The organism is Erwinia sp. MYb416 (assembly GCF_037479575.1).
Lineage (GTDB): Bacteria > Pseudomonadota > Gammaproteobacteria > Enterobacterales > Enterobacteriaceae > Erwinia > Erwinia rhapontici.
This window is the reverse complement of the sequence record NZ_JBBGYT010000438.1, coordinates 196,534-216,706: the sequence shown is the minus strand read 5'-3', so window position 1 is coordinate 216,706 and position 20,173 is coordinate 196,534. Positions and strand designations below refer to the sequence as shown.

General features: G+C 53.0%; 18 protein-coding genes and 1 other RNA gene. 6 read left to right on the top strand and 13 right to left on the bottom strand.

Going from position 1 to position 20,173, the window contains the following annotated elements:
* Positions 1 to 15 precede the first annotated feature (15 nt).
* Entirely contained in the window at positions 16 to 594 is a 579-nt protein-coding gene (locus WH277_RS10435; RefSeq protein WP_133846181.1) for a YecA/YgfB family protein, read from the bottom strand.
* 170 nt (positions 595 to 764) lie between these two features.
* Between WH277_RS10435 and zapA the strand changes: the two genes are divergently transcribed.
* The 3 genes from zapA to WH277_RS10420 all read left to right on the top strand — a co-directional run bounded on the left by zapA (position 765) and on the right by WH277_RS10420 (position 1,997).
* The gene (zapA, locus tag WH277_RS10430; RefSeq protein ID WP_062744299.1) at positions 765 to 1,094 is read left to right on the top strand and encodes a cell division protein ZapA; all 330 of its coding nucleotides are present in this window, start codon (positions 765 to 767) and stop codon (positions 1,092 to 1,094) included.
* Between the two features lie 41 nt (positions 1,095 to 1,135).
* A non-coding RNA gene (gene ssrS / locus WH277_RS10425) (6S RNA) lies at positions 1,136 to 1,320 on the top strand.
* 89 nt (positions 1,321 to 1,409) lie between these two features.
* The gene (locus tag WH277_RS10420; RefSeq protein WP_133846323.1) at positions 1,410 to 1,997 is read left to right on the top strand and encodes a 5-formyltetrahydrofolate cyclo-ligase; all 588 of its coding nucleotides are present in this window, start codon (positions 1,410 to 1,412) and stop codon (positions 1,995 to 1,997) included.
* A 181-nt stretch (positions 1,998 to 2,178) separates the two neighbouring features.
* Here the strand turns inward: WH277_RS10420 and serA are convergent, their stop codons facing one another.
* The gene (serA, locus tag WH277_RS10415) at positions 2,179 to 3,417 is read right to left on the bottom strand and encodes a phosphoglycerate dehydrogenase (protein WP_133846180.1); all 1,239 of its coding nucleotides are present in this window, start codon (positions 3,415 to 3,417) and stop codon (positions 2,179 to 2,181) included.
* Positions 3,418 to 3,763: 346 nt separating this feature from the next.
* A complete protein-coding gene (gene rpiA / locus WH277_RS10410) occupies positions 3,764 to 4,423 on the bottom strand; it encodes a ribose-5-phosphate isomerase RpiA (RefSeq protein WP_159337592.1) in 660 nt (219 codons plus the stop codon).
* A gap of 196 nt (positions 4,424 to 4,619) precedes the next feature.
* On the opposite strand from rpiA, the gene WH277_RS10405 reads away from it, so the two are divergent.
* Positions 4,620 to 5,519: a LysR family transcriptional regulator ArgP gene (locus WH277_RS10405; protein ID WP_133846178.1), complete on the top strand. Its 900-nt coding sequence runs from the start codon at positions 4,620 to 4,622 to the stop codon at positions 5,517 to 5,519.
* Between the two features lie 87 nt (positions 5,520 to 5,606).
* Here WH277_RS10405 and WH277_RS10400 read toward each other — a convergent pair whose 3' ends face one another.
* The 7 genes from WH277_RS10400 to tkt form a co-directional block, all read right to left on the bottom strand.
* Positions 5,607 to 6,332, bottom strand: a complete 726-nt coding sequence (locus WH277_RS10400) for an oxidative stress defense protein (RefSeq protein WP_339505580.1) — start codon at positions 6,330 to 6,332, stop codon at positions 5,607 to 5,609.
* Positions 6,333 to 6,481: 149 nt separating this feature from the next.
* Positions 6,482 to 7,102, bottom strand: coding sequence for an arginine exporter ArgO (gene argO / locus WH277_RS10395; RefSeq protein ID WP_133846177.1), 621 nt, complete (start codon positions 7,100 to 7,102; stop codon positions 6,482 to 6,484).
* Between the two features lie 153 nt (positions 7,103 to 7,255).
* Positions 7,256 to 8,131: a small-conductance mechanosensitive channel MscS gene (mscS, locus tag WH277_RS10390; RefSeq protein ID WP_133846176.1), complete on the bottom strand. Its 876-nt coding sequence runs from the start codon at positions 8,129 to 8,131 to the stop codon at positions 7,256 to 7,258.
* Between the two features lie 184 nt (positions 8,132 to 8,315).
* Positions 8,316 to 9,395: a class II fructose-bisphosphate aldolase gene (gene fbaA / locus WH277_RS10385; RefSeq protein ID WP_133846175.1), complete on the bottom strand. Its 1,080-nt coding sequence runs from the start codon at positions 9,393 to 9,395 to the stop codon at positions 8,316 to 8,318.
* Positions 9,396 to 9,475: 80 nt separating this feature from the next.
* Positions 9,476 to 10,642, bottom strand: coding sequence for a phosphoglycerate kinase (gene pgk / locus WH277_RS10380; protein ID WP_339505578.1), 1,167 nt, complete (start codon positions 10,640 to 10,642; stop codon positions 9,476 to 9,478).
* 49 nt (positions 10,643 to 10,691) lie between these two features.
* A complete protein-coding gene (epd, locus tag WH277_RS10375) occupies positions 10,692 to 11,711 on the bottom strand; it encodes an erythrose-4-phosphate dehydrogenase (protein WP_133846173.1) in 1,020 nt (339 codons plus the stop codon).
* 341 nt (positions 11,712 to 12,052) lie between these two features.
* Positions 12,053 to 14,044 carry a transketolase gene (gene tkt / locus WH277_RS10370; protein ID WP_133846172.1) on the bottom strand — a complete coding sequence of 664 codons (1,992 nt, stop codon included), beginning with the start codon at positions 14,042 to 14,044 and terminating at the stop codon, positions 12,053 to 12,055.
* Positions 14,045 to 14,331: 287 nt separating this feature from the next.
* Between tkt and WH277_RS10365 the strand changes: the two genes are divergently transcribed.
* Positions 14,332 to 15,084, top strand: coding sequence for a M48 family metallopeptidase (locus WH277_RS10365; RefSeq protein ID WP_133846171.1), 753 nt, complete (start codon positions 14,332 to 14,334; stop codon positions 15,082 to 15,084).
* A gap of 83 nt (positions 15,085 to 15,167) precedes the next feature.
* Here the strand turns inward: WH277_RS10365 and speB are convergent, their stop codons facing one another.
* The 3 genes from speB to WH277_RS28700 all read right to left on the bottom strand — a co-directional run bounded on the left by speB (position 15,168) and on the right by WH277_RS28700 (position 18,373).
* Positions 15,168 to 16,088, bottom strand: coding sequence for an agmatinase (gene speB, locus WH277_RS10360; RefSeq protein WP_339505574.1), 921 nt, complete (start codon positions 16,086 to 16,088; stop codon positions 15,168 to 15,170).
* A gap of 109 nt (positions 16,089 to 16,197) precedes the next feature.
* Entirely contained in the window at positions 16,198 to 18,174 is a 1,977-nt protein-coding gene (speA, locus tag WH277_RS10355; RefSeq protein WP_133846169.1) for a biosynthetic arginine decarboxylase, read from the bottom strand.
* The gene (locus tag WH277_RS28700; protein ID WP_133846168.1) at positions 18,167 to 18,373 is read right to left on the bottom strand and encodes a virulence promoting factor; all 207 of its coding nucleotides are present in this window, start codon (positions 18,371 to 18,373) and stop codon (positions 18,167 to 18,169) included. The genes speA and WH277_RS28700 overlap by 8 nt, the downstream gene beginning before the upstream one ends.
* A gap of 306 nt (positions 18,374 to 18,679) precedes the next feature.
* Between WH277_RS28700 and metK the strand changes: the two genes are divergently transcribed.
* Positions 18,680 to 19,834 carry a methionine adenosyltransferase gene (gene metK, locus WH277_RS10350; protein WP_133846166.1) on the top strand — a complete coding sequence of 385 codons (1,155 nt, stop codon included), beginning with the start codon at positions 18,680 to 18,682 and terminating at the stop codon, positions 19,832 to 19,834.
* Positions 19,835 to 20,173: the final 339 nt, after the last annotated feature.

Below are 20,173 nucleotides of genomic sequence, written 5' to 3'. Positions count from 1 at the left end.
CGGGATGGCCCAGCCCTAGTGCAGCGTTGGCTTTTTCATCACGACATTGGTCGGTATCGCGCGGGTAAAGGTATCGTGACACAGCAGTGCGGCGACGCGCACATACTCGATCACCTCTTCCAGCGACTGTTCAAGCTCTTCCTGATCTTCATCTTCATCATAACCGAGCTGTGCGATAGTACGCAGATCGTCGATGGCTTCACCTGTTTCCCCTTTGACCTGACCAATTTTTGGCTGCGCCACTCCCAGACCCAGCAGGAAATGGTTCACCCAGCCGGCCAGTGCATCAGCACGGTCGAATACAGTGATGTCGTCATCTTCAGGCAGATAAAGCTGGAACAGGAAGCCTTCATCTTCCAGTGAGTTGCCGATCGCTTCGTGCATCTCCTGCAAAGGCTGCGCCAGGGTTTGTGAGAACGCCATGCCTTCGTTTGTCAGGTCGTGCACCAGCGTTTGCCAGTTGCTGTCATGGCTGCCGCCACAGATCAATCCACTGATCAGGCCATGCATTTCTGCAGGGGTCATTCCTACGCCCTGCTGCGTCAGTACTGAGGCCAGCGTGTTGTAGCCCGGCATTATGTTGGTTAGTGACATGAGTTTTGATCGTCGTTGGCTGGATAAGTTCGTGATATGCTACCACCAGGTGCCTCAACGATTCCAGAAAGGGGTTGTTTCTTATATTAGGGGTAGTTATAGTGGCGCCCCTCCCAAGCCCTTGAGCGGTAAGGGTGATTGCGGGCGCAGTAATCAGTCAGGATGGTGGCATGTCTGCACAACCGGTAGATATTCAAATTTTTGGCCGTTCATTAAGAGTAAATTGTCCGCCCGAACAGCAAGATGCGCTGAATCTGGCTGCCGAAGACCTCAATCAACGGTTGCAAGACTTAAAAGTTCGCACTAGAGTCACAAATACAGAGCAACTGGTATTCATTGCAGCACTGAACATTTGCCATGAACTCGCGCAGGAAAAAGTCAAAACCCGTGACTATGCGTCGAACATGGAACAACGAATTCGGATGCTACAACAGACCATTGAACAAGCATTGCTTGAGCAAGGTCGCATAACTGAACGTACCGGTGCGAAGTTCGAATAACACTTTAGCGTTACCTGTGATAGAGTGACGGTGAAGTAAAAAATTCTCTGAGATGTTTGCAAGCGGGCCCGTCCCCTGAGCCGATAATTAATACCAAACAGAGTGTGACGCTCTGTAACCTGTGCGCAAGCTCGGTCCGTCCGAGAAGCCTGATGGTTACGACGGCATACTCACCTTGAACCATGGGTTCAAGGGTTACAGCCTGCGGCGGCATCTCGGAGAACCTCCCTTTTTTGTTCTCCCCTCCCGATCGATTTCATTTTTCTCTAAGCTATCCGGCACGCTTCTGTACGATTTCATGGAGTCAGCCACGTAATGAACCCCACATTGATGCTTCGTCAGGATATCCGTAAGCACGTACGCAATTTGCGTCGTGAAATCAGCGATGAACAGCAGCAACTTGCCGCAGTGCAGGCGGCAGACCATGCCCTGAATTTTGCCCCGATACAGCAGGCGCAGCATATCGCACTGTTTCTTTCCGTCGATGGCGAGATCAATACCCGACCATTAATCGCCAAACTGTGGCAGCGAAAGCAGCAGGTTTACCTGCCCGTGCTTCATCCTTTCTCGACGGGTCAGTTACTGTTTCTGCGTTACGATGAGAAGACTGAACTGAAGATAAACCGCCTGCGTATTCCTGAACCGCCGCTGGATATCCGCAATCTGTTGCCGTTAAGCGAGCTGGATGTGCTGATCGTGCCACTGGTGGCGTTTGATGCCGGAGGACAACGTCTGGGGATGGGAGGCGGATTTTACGACAGGACGCTACAGAACTGGCAGCAGCACGGCTTTATGCCGATAGGGCTGGCGCATGATTGTCAGCAGGTAGACACCTTGCCGGTAGAGCAATGGGATATTCCCTTACCTGCGTTGATTACGCCTTCAAAAATCTGGCAATGGTAATACCCTTTATCTTTCACACCACAGGTGTGTTGCCTGCCCTCACAAACCCCGGTCACTTACTTCAGTAAGCTCCCGGGGATTTGTTCAGTTGTCGCCTTCCTGCGGCGAGAAATCTTGCGGGTATTCATTATCCATCTGGCTGAATCAATGCCTCAAGGTTGAGGCATGAACAACACGACAATCAGTACAGCAGACGTGCGCGAACGGTACCAGGAATTGCCTTCATCAGCTGCAGTGCTCTATCAGCCACATCTTGCGGTGCATCAACGTCGATGACCACGTAACCCATCTGCGGTGTCGTTTGCAGATACTGAGCGGAGATGTTGATACCCTGGTCAGCAAAGATCAGGTTGATCGCCGTCAGTACACCTGGACGGTTCTCATGGATGTGCATCAGACGGCTGGCATTCGCACCGTGCATTGGCAGCGAGGCTTCCGGGAAGTTAACCGCCGACAGTGTAGAGCCATTGTCAGAGTACTTGGCCAGTTTACCCGCGACTTCAATACCGATGTTCTCCTGAGCTTCCTGGGTCGACCCACCGATATGGGGTGTCAGGATCACGTTGTCGAACTCACACAGCGGTGAATTGAACGGATCGCTGTTGGTCGCAGGTTCTTCAGGGAAAACGTCAATCGCCGCGCCCGCCAGGTGCTTAGTGGCCAGCACGTGGCACAGAGCAGGAATATCCACCACGGTTCCGCGCGAGGCGTTGATCAGCAGTGCGCCGGGCTTCATCAGCGCCAACTCTTCCGGGCCCATCATATTCTGGGTGGACTGCGTTTCAGGCACGTGCAGGCTCACAACATCGCTCATATTCAGCAGGTCAGAGAGATGCTGTACCTGCGTGGCATTACCCAGCGGCAGTTTGCTCTCAATATCGTAGAAGAACACATGCATACCCAGGCTCTCGGCGAGCACACCCAGCTGCATACCGATATGACCGTAACCAATGATGCCCAGCTTTTTGCCGCGTGCTTCATAGGAACCCACAGCCAGTTTATGCCACTCGCCACGGTGTGCTTTCGCATTGGCCGCCGGAACACCGCGCAGCATCAGCAACAGCTCACCGATCACCAGTTCAGCTACGGATCGGGTATTGGAGAAAGGTGCGTTAAACACCGGAATACCACGCTTCGCTGCCGCATTCAGATCAACCTGGTTTGTCCCGATGCAGAAACAGCCAACGGCAACCAGTTTTTCTGCCGCAGCAAAGATCTCTTCGGTAAGGTTGGTGCGCGAACGCAGCCCGATGAAGTGCGCATCACGGATGGATTCTTTCAGTGTTTCGCTATCCAATGCGCCCTTGTGAAATTCAATGTTGGTGTAGCCAGCAGAGCGCAGATTATCAACTGCACTCTGGTGAACGCCTTCCACCAGCAGGAATTTAATTTTGTCTTTCTCCAGTGATACTTTTGCCATTTCCCGACCCTATTTAGCAGACTTCAGATGTGGCTTAATCCCTGTCATTGTTCTCGTTGACCAACATAATCGCTGTCGGCTGCAATGGGAAAAACGCGGGGATATAAGATAGCCTTCTGTCAAAATAACAAAATCTACGCTGGCGGCAATACAAACGATTGCCTGGCCTCCAGCATGGCGCCCCCGACTCACAGAACATTGCGGCAGAAAATCATGGTGCAACGTGAACCTTCAGGAGGATCGCGCCTCAGGCAGCAACTATGTGACATAAGTCACTAAATTTCGCCTGCAAAAGAAAAGATGTTTTTCGCATAAAAATAACCGGCACCCGCGGGTGCCAGAGAGATCATTTCTGAATAGTTTGCACGCCGTTGGCTGTACCGATCAGCGCCACATCGGCACCACGGGCACCAAACAGACCCACAGTGACTACGCCTGGCAGCGCGTTAATTGCTGCTTCCAGCCGAATGGGGTCAATGATTTTGAGATTATGAACATCAAGAATAATGTTTCCATTGTCGGTCACCACGTTCTGGCGGTACTCCGGCTGACCACCGAGCTTCACCAGTTCGCGAGCAACGTACGAGCGCGCCATCGGGATAACTTCTACCGGCAGAGGGAAACGCCCCAGCACATCGACCTGCTTGGATGCATCCGCAATACAGATAAAGCGGTCGGCAACGGCTGCAATAATTTTCTCGCGCGTCAGCGCTGCGCCGCCGCCCTTGATCATCTGCATCTGCCCGTTAATCTCATCGGCACCGTCAACATAGACCGCCAGCTGATCGATCTCGTTAAGATCGAAGACATGGATGCCGTAGCCTTTCAGTTTGGCCGTGGAAGCTTCTGAGCTGGAGACCGCTCCTTCAATCTGATGTTTAATCGACGCCAGTGCATCAATGAAATGGGCAGCAGTCGACCCGGTGCCAACGCCAACGATAGTGCCCGGAGTGACGTAATCCAGAGCTGCCCAGCCGACAGCTTTTTTCAGTTCGTCTTGTGTCATGGTATGTTTAAAACCTGTGAGCCACTGTGTGCGCGTAGTATAAAGCAAGGCTGGGCAAAATCACCGCCTTCCACGGCGTTTGATTCACAGGATTGGAACACACCCCACAAAGTGGTTGATTCGTAAAGTGGCGTAAGCTATACCCCCAATCTATGGCATAGTGCACAACCACACCTGAAAGAGAGTAGAACGATTAATGAAACGCCCGGATTATCGAACGCTTCAGGCGCTGGATGCAGTGATTCGCGAGCGCGGCTTTGAACGTGCCGCGCAAAAGCTCTGTATTACCCAGTCTGCGGTCTCACAGCGCATTAAGCAGCTTGAGAATATGTTTGGCCAGCCTTTGCTGGTGCGAACCGTACCGCCGCGCCCAACGGAACAGGGCCAGAAACTGCTGGCGTTATTGCACCAGGTAGAACTGCTGGAAGAAGAGTGGTTGGGTGACGATAATAGCGGCACCACGCCGTTACTGCTGTCGCTGGCGGTGAACGCCGACAGTCTCGCGACCTGGCTGCTGCCCGCGCTGAAAACCGTGCTGACTGATTCGCCAGTACGCTTGAATCTTCAGGTGGAAGATGAAACCCGCACCCAGGAACGCTTGCGTCGTGGTGAAGTGGTCGGTGCCGTCAGTATCCAGCCACAGCCGTTGCCGAGCTGTCTGGTCGATCAGCTCGGTGCGCTCGACTATCTGTTTGTCGGTTCAAAAGAGTTTGCTGCCCGCTACTTCCCAAATGGCGTGACGCGCTCTGCGCTGCTGAAAGCACCCGCCGTGGCGTTTGACCATCTGGATGATATGCATCAGGCGTTTTTACAGCAAAACTTTGATCTGTCACCGGGCAGCGTGCCCTGCCATATCGTCAACTCGTCAGAAGCTTTTGTGCAGCTGGCCCGTCAGGGAACCACCTGCTGTATGATCCCGCATTTGCAGATTGAGCGCGAACTGGCGGAAGGGGAATTGATTGATTTAACGCCGGGTCTGTTACAGCGCCGGATGCTTTACTGGCACCGCTTTGCCCCAGAAAGCCGCCTGATGCGCAAGGTGACCGATGCCCTGCTGGCGCATGGTCATCGTGTGCTGCGCCAGGATACAGAATAACCCGGCCAGGGGGCGGCCAGAAAAAAGGCCAGCCCCTACGACATTCTGCGTAGAGGCTGGCCTTCTGTTGCGGTCAGACTGCGTGGATTAAGGGTTACGCTGCAATTCAAATACCACGTCAACCTGGTCGTCGAAATGGATACTCTGCTGCTCATAGGTCTGGGCGGCAGAGGTCATTGGCGCAGCATCAGCGGCTTTGTACATCCGTGCCATCGGCATTGGCTGATAGTTAGCCACGTGATAACGAATGCTGTAAACCGGGCCCAGCTTCGTACCGAAGCCCTGTGCCAGATCGCCCGCCTGCTTTGTTGCATCATCAATAGCAGCTTTGCGCGCTTTCGCTTTGTACTCTTCAGGGTTTGCCACACCCAGTTCAACCGAACGAATTTCGTTCAGGCCTGACTTCAGTGCGCCATCGAGCAGTTCATTCAACTTATCCAGCTGACGCAGCGTGACCTGAACCTGACGCACAGCACGGTAGCCTTTCAGCACCGATTTACCGTCTTTCAGGTAGTCATATTCCGGTTGAGTACGCAGGTTGGCAGCGTTGATATCTTTCTTCTCTATGCTGTTTTTATTCATAAAATAAAAATATTGCTGACCACGACTGTCTGCCTGTTTTTTCGCTTCACCGGCATCTTTAGCAGAAACACTCACCTCGATAGCCAGTGTTGCGATATCCGGCGTGGCATCAACGCTCGACTGCCCGGAGGTCACCACGTGCGGGCCATTGGGTAATTCATCAGCCTGCACTGCTAAGGGTAAAGTACCCAATCCAATCATTGCGGCCAGGGCCAGTTTCGTTAGCTTCACTGCTTCCTCCATGGGGTCTGTCATTATCTTATCGATAGCGCCATCGGTCAGTCGATAGCGAATTATTCCGTCAAAATGCGGCGGTACAACATATTTTAGGGCACATTAGCGCATCACACTATGACATCGATTCTGATAGTGAGTTCCCGCTACGCTATCCCGAGCGCCTGTAGCGCCAGTTTCAGCGCAATTGCCCACATCACCAACCCCACAAGCAGATTGATAATGCGCTGGGCACGCGTGGTGTTCAGCAGCGGTGCCAGCCAGGCGGCTAGCAGCGCGAGGCCGAAGAACCACAGTACTGAGGCGCTGGCGGAGCCTAAAGCAAACCAGCGGCGCGCTTCATCCGGTAGCTGCCCGCCCAGACTGCCCAACACCACAAAGGTATCCAGGTAGACGTGCGGATTGAGCCAGGTCACCGCCATCATGGTCGCGACAATGCGCCAGCGTCCCTGCTTTAAAACAGCGGCAGACGCCAGGTTGATATCGCCACTGAACGCTGTTCTCAGCGAGCCCCAGCCATACCACAGCAGGAAAGCCACTCCGCCCCACGTTACCAGATTGAGTAGCAGCTCGGATTGGTTAAGCAATGCGCTACCACCAAATATTCCGCCACAGATCAGCACAATATCACTCAGCGTACAGAGTGCAGCGGTCATCAGATGATACTGGCGGCGCACGCCCTGATTCATCACAAAGGCATTCTGCGGGCCAAGCGGAAGAATAAGCGCTGCGCCCATAGCAACCCCCTGAAAATAAACGGATAACATCACAATCGCCTCACCAGTCAAGATTTTCGGCAAGTGTATAGCGGCAATATCATTAGGGGAAATTGAAAGATTTAATGGTTAATAAGAAAGGCTAATACTGAGAGGGGCAAAGTAAGATAAGGGCCGACCGGAAAATGGCCGGCCCTGACAGGATTATTCCGCTTTCGCCACTTCTGCTTCTGGCGCTTTGACCTGGTGCAGATGAACATCCATCTGCGGGTAAGGAATACCGATGTTGTTGGCATCCAGCGTACGTTTGAAGTTTCTCATCAGGTCCCAGTAGACATCCTGTAAGTCACCCGCTTTGCTCCAGCAGCGAATCACCACATTAACCGAAGAGGCGGCCAGCTCGTTCAGGCCAATCTGCACACCGCGCTCCTGCAGAACGCGAGGCTCGGCATCCACCACGCCGCGCAGCAGTGTCAGCACTTCATCGATATCAGCATCGTAGGCGACGCCAATAATAAATTCATTGCGGCGTTCTGGCTCGCGGGAGAAGTTAATGATATTCCCCGCAATGATTTTGCCATTTGGCACCACAACAATTTTACCGTCAGCACTGCGTAATGTGGTCGAGAAGATCTGTACATTAAGCACTGTTCCCATCACACCGCCCAGATCAACAAACTCTCCCGCGCGGAACGGACGGAAGGTGACCAGCAGTACACCCGCGGCCAGGTTCGAGAGCGAACCTTGCAGAGCCAGTGCAAACGCAAAGCCTGCGGCTGCCAGTGCAGCAATCACCGAGGCTGTCTGCACGCCTACACGCCCCATCGCAGCAATCAGCGTAAAGGCAATGATGCCGTAGCGCACCAACCCGGACAGGAAGTCAGCGACAGTAGGGTCAATTTTTCGTGCTACCAGCAGCTTATTCACCGTCCCGGAAATAAATCGGGCAGCAATCATACCGATAATGATAATCGCAATGGCCGCAACGATATTGACCGCATAGCTCAACAACAGCGCCTGGTTACGCACCAGCCAGCCACCCGCATTATTGATGCCGTTTACCACATTTAAATCATCCATTCCCCTGTCCTTTTTCAGGCCCAAAATGGGCATTCGAATATCTGCCGTTCAACCAGCAGCCGATGGGGTTAAGGGTAAACAAGAAAAGGGGGTTGTGCCAAATAAGCGGCGAAATTACCTGACAATTCAGAACTGAATGCATAAAAAAAGGCCCCTCAGGGCCTTTTTTAAACAGAGCGGGAACTTACAGTACGTCGACTGCGTTCAGCTCTTTGAATGCCTGCTCCAGGCGCACGATCATGGAAGCCTGTGAAGAGCGCAGCCATACACGTGGGTCGTAGTATTTCTTGTTCGGCTTATCAGCGCCTTCCGGGTTACCCAGCTGCGCCTGCAGATAGCCTTCGTTCTTTTTGTAGTACTGCAGGATGCCGTCCCATGTTGCCCACTGGGTATCGGTATCAATGTTCATTTTGATCACGCCGTAACCGATAGATTCTTCGATCTCAGCTGCTGATGAACCGGAACCACCGTGGAACACGAAGTCCAGTGAGTTCACTGGCAGGCCGTGTTTTTCGCTGACGTATTTCTGAGAATCACGCAGGATGGTCGGGGTCAGTTTCACGTTGCCTGGCTTGTACACGCCGTGCACGTTACCGAATGAAGCAGCGATAGTGAAACGCGGGCTGATAGCGTTCAGCTTGGTGTAAGCGTAATCCACGTCTTCTGGCTGAGTGTACAGAGCAGAAGCGTCCATGTGACTGTTGTCCACGCCGTCTTCTTCGCCACCGGTGCAGCCCAGTTCAATTTCCAGGGTCATGTCGATTTTCGCCATGCGCGCCAGGTATTTGCTGGAAATCTCGATGTTCTCTTCCAGAGACTCTTCAGACAGGTCGATCATGTGAGAAGAGAACAGTGGCTTACCGGTTTTAGCGAAGTGCTCTTCACCCGCATCCAGCAGACCGTCGATCCACGGCAGCAGTTTCTTAGCGCAGTGGTCAGTGTGCAGAATAACAGGCACGCCATAGTGTTCAGCCATCAGGTGAACGTGATGTGCGCCAGAGATGGCACCAAAAATAGCCGCAGCCTGTGGCTTGTCAGATTTCAGGCCTTTACCCGCGATGAAACCTGCACCACCGTTGGAGAACTGAATGATAACCGGGGCTTTAACTTTCGCTGCGGTTTCCAGAACGGCGTTGATGGAGTCAGTGCCCACGCAGTTAACTGCTGGCAGAGCGAATTTGTTCTCTTTCGCTACCTGGAAGATCTTCTGCACGTCGTCACCGGTGACAACGCCTGGTTTTACGAAATCAAAAATTTTAGACATGTTAGCTTGTCCTGTTTCTTCGGTCGTATTAAAGGATTCAGTTCTCATGCGGGGTACTTATACCCCGCTCTGAGGTTTAATTACTTCTGCTTTGCACGCTCTTCAAGCATGGCAACCGCAGGTAAGGTTTTGCCTTCCACGAACTCAAGGAATGCACCGCCACCGGTAGAGATATAAGAGATTTTATCTTCGATACCAAACAGGTCGATAGCGGCCAGCGTATCACCGCCGCCGGCAATGGAGAATGCGTCACTGTCTGCAATCGCGTTCGCGATAATTTCGGTGCCTTTGCGGAAGTTCGGGAATTCGAACACGCCTACCGGGCCGTTCCACAGAATAGTTTTGGCTTCTTTCAACAACTTAGCCATTGCCAGTGCGGTTTCGTCACCAAAGTCCATGATCTCTTCGTTGTCCTGAACTTCAGACACTTTCTTCACGGTAGAAGGTGCAGTTTCAGAGAATTCCGTGCCTACGCGAGAGTCAGTTGGCACCGGAATTTTGTATTCGTCGCGCAGTTTCTTAGCGGCAGCCACGAAATCAGGTTCGTACAGAGATTTACCCACGTTGTTGTCGATAGCCACGAAGGTGTTCGCGATACCCCCACCCACAATCACGGTGTCTGCAATGTTCACCAGCGAGTTAAGCACATCGAATTTGGTAGACACTTTAGAACCACCAACCACGGCAACCATTGGGCGTGCCGGGGTTTTCAGGGCTTTGCCCAGCGCTTCCAGTTCACCTGACAGCAGCGGACCCGCACAGGCGATTGGTGCAAATTTGCCCACGCCATGGGTAGACGCCTGAGCACGGTGAGCAGTACCGAAAGCATCCATCACGAAGATGTCGCACAGGGCAGCATATTTTTTAGAGAGGGTTTCGTCGTCTTTTTTATCGCCTTTGTTAAAGCGCACGTTTTCCAGAACAACCAGTTTACCCGCGGTCAGTTCAACACCGTCCAGGTAATCTTTTGCCAGGGAAACGTTATCTGCACCCAACTTGTCTTTCAGGTAGTTCACTACCGGCAGCAGAGAAAACTCTTCGTTGTATTCACCTTCGGTCGGGCGACCCAAGTGCGAGGTGACCATCACTTTTGCGCCTTGCTTCAGTGCCGCCTCAATGGTCGGCAGAGAAGCGCGAATACGTGCATCAGACGTCACTTTCCCTTCTTTTACTGGCACGTTCAGATCCGCACGGATCAGAACACGTTTACCAGCCAGATCCAGATCGGTCATCTTAATTACAGACATGGTGAACCCTCTCGTTGATTCTCAAAGTTTTACAGACGCTGTACGCGCCTTACCTGAAACCGCTGGTGGCCATCGCTAACGTCGTATCGATCATACGATTAGCGAAGCCCCATTCGTTATCGCACCAGACTAACGTCTTGATAAGGTGCTGACCACTGACCCGCGTTTGGGTGCCGTCGACAATAGCACTGTGCGGATCATGGTTAAAATCAATGGAGACTAACGGCAATTCCGTGTAGTCAACTATACCACTAAATGCCCCTTCTGACGCACTTTGCAGCAGGGCGTTAACCTCGCAGGCGCTGACGGGATCCCGCACACTGACGCTGAGGTCAATGGCCGTCACGTTGATGGTGGGAACACGCACAGCAATCGCTTCAAAACGATCGTTAAATTTTGGGAAGAAACGCGTAATCCCGGCAGCCAGGCGAGTGTCGACAGGAATAATCGACTGACTGGCCGCACGTGTACGGCGTAAATCCGGGTGATAAGCATCAATCACCTGCTGGTCATGCATGGCAGAATGGATGGTTGTCACCGTACCCGACTCAATACCCCACGCATCATCCAACAGCTTGATAATAGGGATGATGCAATTCGTGGTGCAGGAGGCGTTCGACACCAGCAAATGCTCAGGCAGCAGATCTTTTTCATTCACGCCAAAGACCACTGTGGCATCAAGATCGTTACCACCAGGGTGTGAGAACAGGACCTTTTTGGCCCCCGCCTGCAAATGGGCTTCGCCATCTGCACGACTGCCATAAACCCCGGTACAGTCCAGCACGATATCCACATTCAGATCGCGCCACGGCAGCGCCGCAATATCAGTATGGTGCAGCAAACGGATCGTGTCATCGCCAACGGAGAGCAGTTCGCGCTCCTGACGCACATCCCAGGCGAAGCGCCCATGGCTGGTGTCATACTTTAACAGATGCGCCATTCCGGCGGCCTCTGCCAGCTCATTGATGGCAACCACCGTAATCTCAGCACGGCGGCCGGTTTCATACAGTGCACGCAACACGTTGCGCCCTATACGACCAAATCCGTTAATGGCAATGCGAACCGTCATATCACTCCTGCTTCAGAATTCACGATGAAATCGGAGGATTAGCCTGAGCCAGCCACCGCGATTTGTACAGGATATTCTTGCATCATAACAAGGCTCAGTCTGAATGGTGATCCTTGTGCGACATAGTACTGAAACGCTTCAGCTAGAATAATAGAAGTAAGGAATAATAGGAATGATTCGGATCAATTGTGGAGCGTAACTTTCGATCTACGTCACAAATTTGGAATTTTTTCTGGCGGGATAAAGAAGGGTCGGGCATGCCCGACCCTCAAGGTAAACTGCGTAGGGGTCGGGCACGCCCGACCCTCATAGCGGTGAGGCATACCTCATCCGTTACGCTATTACAGCAGGCCTTTTGCTTTAGCGACAACGTTATCCACGGTGAAGCCAAACAGTTCGAACAGCTTCTCAGCGGGCGCTGACTCACCGAAGCTGGTCATACCGACGATAGCGCCGTTCAGACCAACGTATTTGAACCAGTAATCTGCGATACCAGCTTCAATCGCCACGCGGGCGCTGACTGCTTTCGGCAGCACGGCTTCACGGTAGGCAGCATCCTGCTTGTCGAAAGCATCGGTAGACGGCATAGACACAACGCGCACCTTGCGGCCTTCAGCCGTCAGCTTGTCATACGCGCCTACTGCCAGCTCAACTTCTGAACCGGTTGCAATCAGGATAACTTCAGGTGTACCTGCGCAGTCCTTCAGCACGTAAGCACCGCGTGCTACGTTTGCCAGCTGTTCCGCAGTACGGTCCTGCTGTGCCAGATTCTGACGTGACAGGATCAGGGCCGTCGGGCCATCGTTACGCTCAATCGCATATTTCCATGCGATCGCTGATTCAACCTGGTCACACGGACGCCACAGGCTCATGTTCGGTGTAACACGCAGGCTGGCGATCTGCTCAACCGGCTGGTGAGTCGGGCCATCTTCGCCCAGACCGATAGAGTCATGGGTGTAGACCATCACCTGGCGAATCTTCATCAGTGCCGCCATACGCGCCGCATTACGGGCATATTCAACGAACATCAGGAAGGTTGCCGTGTACGGCAGGAAACCACCGTGCAGGGTGATACCATTGGCAATCGCGGTCATACCGAATTCGCGCACACCGTAATGGATGTAGTTACCCGCTGCATCTTCGTTGATTGGCTTAGAACCAGACCACATTGTCAGGTTGCTTGGTGCCAGGTCAGCGGAGCCGCCCAGGTATTCCGGCAGCAGTTTACCAAAGGCTTCGATGGCATTCTGTGACGCTTTACGGCTGGCGATTTTAGACGGGTTAGCCTGCAGCTCTTCAACGAATTTCTGCGACTCGGTTGCCCAGTTCGCTGGCAGCTCGTTGTTCACACGGCGTTTGAACTCTTCCGCCAGTTCAGGGAAGGCTTTTGCATAGGCAGCAAACTTCTCATTCCATGCCGCTTCTTTTGCCTGACCAGCTTCTTTGGCATCCCACTGCGCATAGATGTCTGAAGGAATTTCAAACGGCGCATGGTTCCAGCCCAACTGCTTACGGGTCAGTGCAATTTCATCATCACCCAGCGGTGCGCCGTGGGAATCATGCGTACCGGCTTTGTTCGGTGAACCGAAACCGATGACCGTTTTGCACATCAGCAGTGAAGGCTTATCGCTAACCGCTTTCGCTTCTTCAACCGCTTTCTTGATGGCGTCAGCGTCGTGGCCATCGACACCACGCACAACGTGCCAGCCGTAAGACTCGAAGCGTTTCGCCGTATCATCGGTGAACCAGCCTTCGATGTGGCCGTCAATGGAGATACCGTTGTCGTCATAGAACGCCACCAGTTTGCCCAACTTCAGCGTTCCCGCCAGTGAGCACACTTCGTGGGAGATACCTTCCATCATGCAGCCGTCGCCCAGGAACACGTAGGTGTTATGGTCGACCACATCATGGCCTGGACGGTTGAACTGCGCTGACAGTGTACGTTCAGCAATCGCCATACCTACTGCGTTCGCAATACCCTGGCCCAATGGACCGGTGGTGGTTTCCACACCAGCGGTATAGCCGTATTCAGGGTGGCCTGGGGTTTTGGAGTGCAGCTGACGGAAGTTAGCCAGTTCACCGATTGGCAGGTCATAACCGCTGAGGTGCAACAGGCTGTAGATCAGCATAGAGCCGTGACCATTAGACAGCACGAAGCGGTCGCGGTCTGCCCACAGAGGGTTTGTAGGGTTGTGATTCAGGAAGTCACGCCACAGGACTTCGGCGATATCGGCCATACCCATTGGGGCACCCGGGTGGCCGGATTTGGCTTTTTGCACCGCATCCATACTTAATGCGCGAATGGCGTTGGCAAGCTCTTTACGAGAAGACATTTTCTACTCCAGGTCGGATTTAACGCTTCGCCGTCCTTAACCTATTGTAATGAATGAGTTATCAGGCAAAGCCGAAGGAAAGTCGACCATCAATGTACATGAAATACGGGTAACATGTACATGCCGCAGGATGTAAAAATAATCACAGAAGTTGCAGTTTGAGAGCACGGCGACTAGGCAATCGCCTTTACACGCGCTATAACACCTCTTCCGTCGGCTTTTTTTTCCCGACGTTTTTTTTCAACTTAATGATTTTCCTACCTTGTTACCTAAATGGATGAACTGGAATGAAGAAACGTATTTCTTTCGCTGCACTGGCACTGGCCACGACCCTCTCTGGCTGTCAGAATTTTGATGCTAACACGCTGATGCAGTCCGGTGCACAAGCCTACCAGGCTGCCACACTGAGCGATGCACAGGTCAAAGAGTTAAGCGATAAATCCTGTCAGCAGATGGACAGCGAAGCGCAGATCGCCCCTGCCAGCAGCACTTATGCTAAACGCCTGAGCAAAATCTCAGCGGCACTGGGCGACAATATCAACGGTACCCCGGCAAACTATAAAGTTTATCTGACCAAAGACGTCAACGCCTGGGCGATGGCCAATGGCTGTATCCGCGTTTACAGCGGCCTGATGGACCTGATGACCGATAACGAAGTCGAAGGCGTGCTGGGCCATGAAATGGGCCACGTAGCGCTGGGTCACTCACGTAAAGCGATGCAGTTGGCCTATGCCACGACTGCTGCACGTACTGCCGCAGCTTCTGCGGGGGGCGTTGCCGCATCGCTGTCACAGTCTCAGCTAGGTGCACTGGGCGAGAAACTGGTGAATGCACAGTTCTCCCAGAGCCAGGAGTCCCAGGCGGATGACTACTCATTCGATCTGCTGAAAAAGCGCAACATCAACCCACAGGGCCTGGTGACCAGCTTTGAGAAGTTAGCGAAGATGGAAGGGACTCACGAAAGCAGCATGTTTGATTCGCACCCGGCTTCCCAGGCGCGCGCAGACCACATCAAACAGCGTATTGCGGCTGGTAAATAATCAACACGGGGCGACCGAAAAAAGATCGCCCTGGCAAACCCAGGGGCTGACCGTCTGTTTCGGTCAGCCCTTCTCACAGGAAACTACCCTTTATTCGCTGCCTGTACGTGCAGCATATCCAGCGCCAGACTGGCAGCCGCCAGCGCCGTGATATCGGACTGATCGTAACCCGGTGCCACTTCCACCAGATCCATACCAACGATATTCATTCCCTGTAAACCGCGTACCAGCTTGCTGGCCTTATCGCTGGTCAGGCCGCCAATCACCGGCGTTCCGGTGCCTGGAGCATGAGCCGGGTCCAGGCAGTCGATATCGAACGTCAGATAGATGGGCAGATCGCCGACAATCGCTTTCACCTGCGCGAGGATATCATCCACACTGCGATCGTTGACCTGAGCAGCATCCAGTACATTAAAGCCCAGAGACTTATCAAACTCGGTACGAATGCCGATCTGTACGGAATGCTCAGGTGAGATCAGCCCTTCTTTCGGCGCCGTATAGAACATGGTGCCGTGGTCAAACGTCGGGCCGTTAGAATAGGTGTCGGTGTGCGCATCAAAATGGACCAGCGCCATCTTACCGAATGTTTTGGCATGCGCGCGCAGCAGTGGCAGCGTGATGTAATGGTCGCCGCCGAACGTCAGCATACGTTTGCCGTTAGCCAGCAACTTTTCCGCATGTGCCTGCAATTTGTCGCTCAGATCCTGAGAATCCCCGAAGGCGTAAACCAGATCACCGCAGTCAATCACATTCAGGCGCTGACGCAGGTCTAACTCCCACGGCCAGCGGCAACCTTCCCAGGCCAGATTGGTGGAAATCTGACGAATAGCGCCTGGACCAAGACGGCTTCCCGGACGACCGGAGGTGGCTGCATCAAACGGAATACCGGTAATCACCCACTCGGCATCACTGTCGTAAGGCTGAAAATTGACCGGAAAACGCATAAAACCGAAGGCGTTAGAAACCAGCGAGTTATCGTACTGGTTACCCAGGGTGTTATTCATAGCAACTCCTTTCTGACTGACAAACAAAAGATGAAAAAAATCCCCACCGCGTCGTTAGCCCGACCCGGAAGGGATTCGTTAATTCAGTATGACCGTTTGGGGGCCAGACTTACTCGTCTTCTAAATACGTGTAGCCATACAGGCCTGCTTCAAACTCTTCCAGGAACTGCGCGCGCAGCTCTTCATCCAGGTCACTTTGCTTGATCTGGTTACGGAAGTGCGTCAGCAACTCTGCCGGGTTCAACTGCACATATTCCAGCATATCGGCCACGGTATCGCCTTCGTCAGAAAGCTGTACTTCCACCGAACCGTCGGCGAAAGCAAAGACGTCGACCGCTTCGGTATCCCCGAACAGGTTATGCATGTTGCCGAGAATTTCCTGATAAGCACCGACCATAAAGAAGCCCAGCATCGGCGGATTATCAATATCGTATTCCGGCATTGGCATGGTGGTGGCAATGCCGTCACCGTCAATGTAGTGATCGATAGTCCCGTCCGAGTCACAGGTAATGTCCAGCAGCACGGCGCGGCGTTCAGGCACCTGATTCAGCCCTTCCAGCGGCATCACCGGGAACAGCTGATCGATACCCCAGGCGTCGGGCATCGACTGGAACAGCGAGAAGTTGACGTAAATCTTATCCGCCATACGCTCCTGCAGCTCATCGATAATCGGACGGTGCGCGCGGTTGCTTGGGTCAAGGTGCTGCTGAATATAGTGGCAGATGCTGAGATACAGCTGCTCGGCCCAGGCACGCTGTGTCAGGTCGTAAGTTCCCTGCGAATAACCGGTGTGGATATCGAACAGATCCATCTGGCTGTCATGTAGCCATTCACGCAATGAGCGGCGGTTGCTCGGCTCATGCATCTCCTGCCAGGTGTCCCACATACTGACAATCGGGCGCGGGGAGTCTTCCAGCGGCGCCTGAGGCTCGCTGAATTCATTACGTTCCACACCGATAATGTTGGAGACCAGCACCGTATGGTGCGCGGTCACTGCCCGGCCCGATTCCGTGATCACCGTCGGATGCGGTAAGCCGTGTTCTTCACAGGCATCACCGATAGCCCAGATCACGTTGTTAGCGTATTCGTTCAGACCGTAGTTAACGGAGCAGTCGCTCTGCGAGCGCGTGCCTTCATAATCCACGCCAAGGCCGCCGCCGACGTCAAAGCACTGGATGTTAACGCCAAGCTTCGCCAGTTCGACGTAGAAGCGCGCCGACTCACGCACACCTGTTGCAATATCACGAATGTTTGCCATCTGAGAGCCCAGATGGAAATGCAGCAGCTGCAGGCTTTCCATACGGCCCGCTTCGCGCATAATCTCGACCAGCTTCAGCACCTGGGTCGCGGACAAACCAAACTTGGATTTCTCTCCGCCGCTCGACTGCCATTTGCCGGAGCCCTGCGAAGCCAGACGCGCACGAATACCCAGGCGTGGTACCACGTTCAGGCGTTCCGCTTCTTCCAGTACCAGCTTCACTTCGGTCATTTTTTCCAGCACCAGATAGACCTTGTGGCCCATCTTCTCGCCAATCAGTGCGAGGCGGATATATTCACGGTCTTTATAGCCGTTACAGACGATCACCGAACGCGTCATCCCGGCATGGGCCAGCACGGCCATCAGCTCGGCTTTCGAGCCTGCTTCCAGCCCCAGGGGTTCACCGGAGTTGATCAGGGACTCAATCACGCGTTTATGCTGGTTAACCTTAATCGGATACACCAGGAAGTAATCACCGCGATAGCCGTAAGACTCACGCGCACGTTTAAACGCGGCGTTAATCGAGCGCAGGCGATGCTGTAAAATTTGTGGGAAACAGAACAAGGCGGGTAAGCGCTGGCCTTCAGCCTCACGCTCTTTCACCAGTTTGGCGAGATCGACGCGTGCTTCCGGCACATCGGGATCGGGACAAACGCTGATGTGGCCGAGTTCGTTCACGTCGTAGTAGTTATTACCCCACCAGGCAATATTGTAAGTCCGCAGCATTTTGCTGGCGTCCAAATCGCTCATGGCGACCTCCTGCATGGAACGGAGTACGCCCTGTTCGCCTGCTGACGAACCCTTAATTGTCTTCATGTCGTCAGACATTTCGATCCTCGAATTTCATTGATGCGAAACAGTAAACTACTATCGCAGGGAAAACCCGCGACAACAACCCATCGACTGGCAGGTTAGTCAGCACAAAACGCTGAAATTCCGCACCGAACAACCTCTTAAGTATAACATTATGCAAAATCTTAATGTGCACAATGCGCCCTCTGTCATGAAAATTTGACACTTTGAACATTAGTTGAAATTTTCATTAAAGAAAAAACGCTGGCAATCCGATTAATGAGTAACCTAGAATAGCCGTCCAGATGTTAATCCGTCTAAACTGGTTAACTTCTATACCCTGAATAATTCGAGTTGTAGCAGGGCGACAAACAAGCGTCGCCAGCGAAGCCACAGCTTGAAGTATGACGCTTATCAGCGTCTTGTTTGTACTGCTCATGGCTTTGCCTGTGGGGGCGTCATGTCTGAGTTTCCAGACTGGTTTCCGGTCCTGGCGCATGCAGTCGATTTTCAACCCGTTAGAGTCAAGGTAAAGAATAAAATGGCTAAACACCTTTTTACATCCGAGTCCGTATCAGAAGGACATCCTGATAAAATCGCCGACCAGATTTCAGATGCTGTGCTCGATGCCATCCTCGAGCAAGATCCGAAAGCTCGCGTGGCCTGCGAAACCTATGTGAAAACCGGAATGGTTCTGGTTGGCGGTGAAATCACCACCAGCGCATGGGTCGATATTGAAGAGATCACTCGTCAGACCGTGCGTGATATCGGCTATGTCCATTCCGATATGGGCTTTGATGCCAACTCTTGTGCCGTACTGAGTGCGATTGGCAAACAGTCTCCCGACATTAACCAGGGCGTTGACCGTACCGACCCGCTGGAGCAGGGTGCTGGCGACCAGGGCCTGATGTTTGGTTACGCCACCAACGAAACTGACGTGCTGATGCCTGCGCCGATCACTTACGCACACCGTCTGGTACAGCGTCAGGCTGAAGTACGTAAAAGCGGCAGCCTGCCTTGGCTGCGTCCGGACGCGAAAAGCCAGATCACCTTCCAGTACGACAACGGTAAAATTGTTGGTATTGATGCCGTCGTTCTGTCGACCCAGCACTCCGAAGACGTTTCGCAGAAAGATCTGCAGGAAGCGGTAATGGAAGAGATCCTCAAGCCGGTTCTGCCGACGGAGTGGATCAACGCCAACACCAAATACCATATCAACCCAACTGGCCGTTTTGTTATCGGTGGCCCAATGGGCGACTGCGGTCTGACCGGGCGTAAAATCATCGTTGATACCTACGGCGGCATGGCCCGTCACGGCGGCGGTGCGTTCTCAGGTAAAGATCCGTCTAAAGTTGACCGCTCTGCGGCCTACGCAGCACGTTATGTGGCGAAAAACATCGTGGCCGCTGGCCTGGCCGATCGTTGCGAAATCCAGGTCTCCTACGCTATCGGCGTAGCAGAACCGACCTCTATCATGGTCGAAACCTTCGGCACAGAGAAAGTCTCAACTGAACAACTGACCCTGTTGGTGCGCGAATTCTTCGACCTGCGTCCTTACGGCCTGATCCAGATGCTGGACCTGCTGCATCCGATCTACCGTGAAACGGCGGCATACGGTCACTTTGGTCGCGAACATTTCCCTTGGGAAAAAACCGACAAAGCTGAACTGCTGCGTGATGCTGCTGGCCTGAAATAAACTCAAGCCTGATGTATCAGGGGCACCCTCGGGTGCCCTTTTTTATGCCTGAAAGACCCTAAACACATCGCAGTTAGTGATAACGATTACACTTAATAATTCTTTATTTTTCTTAGTGTTATAACAAATAACATCTTCAACTAAATCCTAAAATGCGCTATTTTCAGCGTTGTCCGATAGCCGTTCATTGTAAAAACGGTTAAAGCTATAAAGTGCTATGACTTACTGGTTACAAAGAGTTACAGCGGGATAAAAAGTGTTTTTCAGAAACTTCCAGAGTGTAAGCGATTACACTAATGTGATCTGAAGCACAGTCTGCTGTACCAGGGTTTCCTAACA